The organism is Aldersonia kunmingensis (genome assembly GCF_001646865.1).
In the GTDB taxonomy this organism is placed as follows: Bacteria; Actinomycetota; Actinomycetes; order Mycobacteriales; family Mycobacteriaceae; genus Aldersonia; species Aldersonia kunmingensis.
Window position 1 is genome coordinate 1 of the sequence record NZ_LRRB01000185.1, and the last position, 3,203, is coordinate 3,203.

Genomic DNA, 3,203 nt, shown 5'->3' on the forward strand with positions numbered 1-3,203 from the left:
CGCTCGAGGAGCTCGACGGCCCAACCGAGCTGGCGCTCAACGATATTGGCACCGTCACGCTGCGCACCAGCAGCATCGTGATTGCCGATACGTACACGCAGAATCGCGATACGGGCGCATTCATCCTCATCGATGAGCACAGCAACGACACGGTCGGCGCGGGCGTCATCCTCGAACCGCGCGAGGTGAAGCCCGGCGAGCAGACCCGCCGCGATATCAAATGGCATCCCTCCTCGCTGGATCGCGCCCGGCGCTGGGGTTCGACGGGCCAGCGCGGCGCGACGGTGTGGCTCACCGGCCTGCCCGCGTCGGGAAAGTCCACTGTGGCAGTTGCTTTGGAGCGCTACCTGGTGGACTCCGGGCGCGTCGCCTACCTTCTCGACGGCGACAACGTGCGGCACGGTATCTCCGACGACCTCGGCTTCTCCCCCGGTGACCGCGCCGAGAACATTCGCCGCGTCGGGCACCTCACCCGGCTGTTCGCCGACGCCGGCGCGGTGGCGATCGCGTCGATGGTGTCCCCGCTGCGTTCAGACCGCGAGATTGCCCGCGCCCTCAACGAGGCGGCCGGTCTCCCGTTCCTCGAGATTCATGTGAGCACGCCGGTGGCGGAATGCGAGCGGCGCGACCCGAAGGGTCTCTACAAACGTGCCCGAGCCGGAGAACTCAAGGGGCTCACCGGTATCGACGCGCCGTACGAGGACCCGGAGCACCCGGACCTCGCCTTCGACACGACCGGAGCGGATATCGACCAACTGGTCGCGCGAGTCGTCGACCTGCTCGCGGCGCGCCAGGAGAGCTGACGCGCGCTCGAGGTGAGCCGGCCACGTCGCGAACGGAAGATTTGTTGCGTTAGACGGGGTGAACGATCCGTTCACCCCGCTGAGCGCAACGGATCTTCCGTTCACAATGCGGGACCGGATACCGCGTGGCCCGGCTGGGCGCTATTCCGCGCTGACAGACGGTGCGTCCGCCGATTCGACGACGTCGGGGTCGAGTAGTCCGCGGTCCCTGCTGTAGGCGGACCGAACATTCGGGCGCCGTTCCAGCTTGGCCAGATACTCCTCCATCGCGCGGCGTGCGAACTCCGTGCCCTCCGCCTCGTCCGGCATCGAATCGCCGGTCTCGTCGCGCCACTGGTGCAGAAGCTCGGCGAGTTCGTCACGTACGCTTGCGAATTCGGGATTCTCGGCGAGGTTGTCCACCTCGTCCGGATCGTTGATCAGATCGTAGAGCTCGCGCGCAGCCCGGCGCGCCTGCTTGTCATCGGCGAGTGCCGATCCGGAGAGACTGTTGAGAATGTCGAGTGGCAGGTCAAGCAGCGGCCGGTTCGCGTAGTTCTCGATATAGCTGAACTGCTTGGTGCGCACGGCACGAATCGGATCGAACGTGTCGTGATAGGTCTTCTCGGTGAACAGCTCGGACCGCACCGGCGCCGTCGCGTCCGCACCGAGCTGCAGCTCCCGCGCGTGTGAAACACCCTGAACCTCCGCCGGGATCTTCACCCCGACCAAGTCGAGAATGGTCGGCAGCACGTCCACCCCGCTGAACAGCCCGTCGTACACGCTGGGCGGCACCCCCAGCCGGCGCGGCGGACGGCAGATGAAAGCGATTCCGGTGCCGCGGGAATAGAGCGTCGACTTCGCACGCGGGAAGGCCTCGCCGTGATCGGTAAGGAAGAACACCCACGTCGAGTCGTCGAGTCCCTGCTCCTCCAGCGTGGCGAGCAGCTCACCCACCGCGGCGTCGGCCACCTCGATCGAGGCATGGAACTCGGCGAGGTCCTGACGGACCGCCGGGTCATCGGGAAGGTAAGTGGGAACATCGAATTCGTCGGGCGAGCCCGGCACATACCGCTCGATCGGATACGGGCGATGTGTCTCGAAGAAGCCCGCCGTCAGCAGGAAGGGCGTCGGCGGGAACCTGCGCAGCCAGTTCTGTGCGCGGTTGACTACGTAGTCGCAATACGAATTGGTTACGTCGTACTCGTGGTACCCCAGCCGACTCGGGTAGGCCGACTCATGCTGCATACCGAACAGCGATGTGTACCAACCAGATTCGGAAAGCAGCGACGGAAGGGTCCGCACATCATCGTGGTACTCCCAGCCATGGTGTGCAAGGCCCACCAGACCGTTGTGGTGCGGGTAGCGGCCGGAGAAGATCGCCCCGCGCGACGGCGAGCACAGCGGCGCTGCGGCATGGGCGTCGGTGAACAGAATCCCCTCGCGCGCAAGGCGATCCAGGTTCGGACTCTGCACGCCGGAAGACCCATAGGCGCCCAATGTGCGACCGAGATCGTGCCAGTGCACGATCAGGACATTGTCCCGCCGGGGGGCGGTGCTCGATGCGCCTTCCCGCGGCGTGGTCACTGCACCGCTGACAGAACTGGCACTTCCACCTCGGTGGTCGGCAGATCGGGCACCTTCGTCGCCCTGGCGTAGACCGTCTCTCCTTCATGCAGCGACAGCGCGACACTGTCGCCGCGCGTGATTTGCGCCGAGAACAGGTCGTTGGTGGCGGAGTTGCGTAGATCGACTCGCACCTCGAAACCGAGATGCACTACGCGCTCCACGATGGCCCGTGTGACACCGGCCGTCTCGGCGGTCCCCTCCGCCTGTGCGACAGCGAGATCCGGCGTGCGGCCGACGCGGATGTCGTGCGGGCGGACGAGTTGACCGTTCAGCTTGGCGACATCGCCGAGGAAGGACATGACGAACTCGTTGGCGGGGGTGTCGTACACCTCGCTGGGCGGACCGATCTGCTCGATCCGGCCGCGGTTGAGCACCGCAATCCGGTCGGCAACGTCGAGCGCCTCCTGCTGGTCGTGGGTCACCAGCACAGTCGTGACATGCACCTCGTCGTGCAGCCGGCGCAGCCACTGGCGCAGATCCGTGCGGACCTTCGCATCGAGGGCGCCGAATGGCTCATCGAGCAGCAGCACTTGCGGATCCACCGCGAGCGCACGGGCGAGCGCCATGCGCTGGCGCTGACCACCGGAGAGCTGGGCCGGGTAGCGGTGCTGGAAGCCATCGAGACCGACAATGCCGAGCAGCTCGTCGACGCGCTTGTTGATCTCGTTCTTCGGACGCTTACGGATCTTCAGTCCGAACGCCACGTTGTCGCGCACGGTCATGTGCTTGAACGCGGCGTAGTGCTGGAACACGAAGCCGATATCGCGCTTCTGCGGGGAGACGCGCGTGACG

General features: G+C 66.0%; 3 protein-coding genes. 1 reads left to right on the forward strand and 2 read right to left on the reverse strand.

Annotated elements, in window-relative coordinates; all coding sequences use genetic code 11:
- A partial coding sequence (cysC, locus tag A8G08_RS13950) for an adenylyl-sulfate kinase (RefSeq protein ID WP_068274918.1) occupies positions 1-803 on the forward strand: 803 nt, incomplete at its 5' end.
- A 141-nt stretch (positions 804-944) separates the two neighbouring features.
- Here the strand turns inward: cysC and A8G08_RS13955 are convergent.
- Together A8G08_RS13955 and A8G08_RS13960 are read right to left on the reverse strand one after the other, a co-directional pair.
- Positions 945-2,369, reverse strand: a complete 1,425-nt coding sequence (locus tag A8G08_RS13955) for a sulfatase family protein (RefSeq protein ID WP_068274921.1) — start codon at positions 2,367-2,369, stop codon at positions 945-947.
- Positions 2,366-3,203, reverse strand: an 838-nt coding sequence (locus A8G08_RS13960) for a sulfate/molybdate ABC transporter ATP-binding protein (RefSeq protein WP_068274925.1), incomplete at its 5' end; no start/stop codon positions are given. The genes A8G08_RS13955 and A8G08_RS13960, both read right to left, overlap by 4 nt.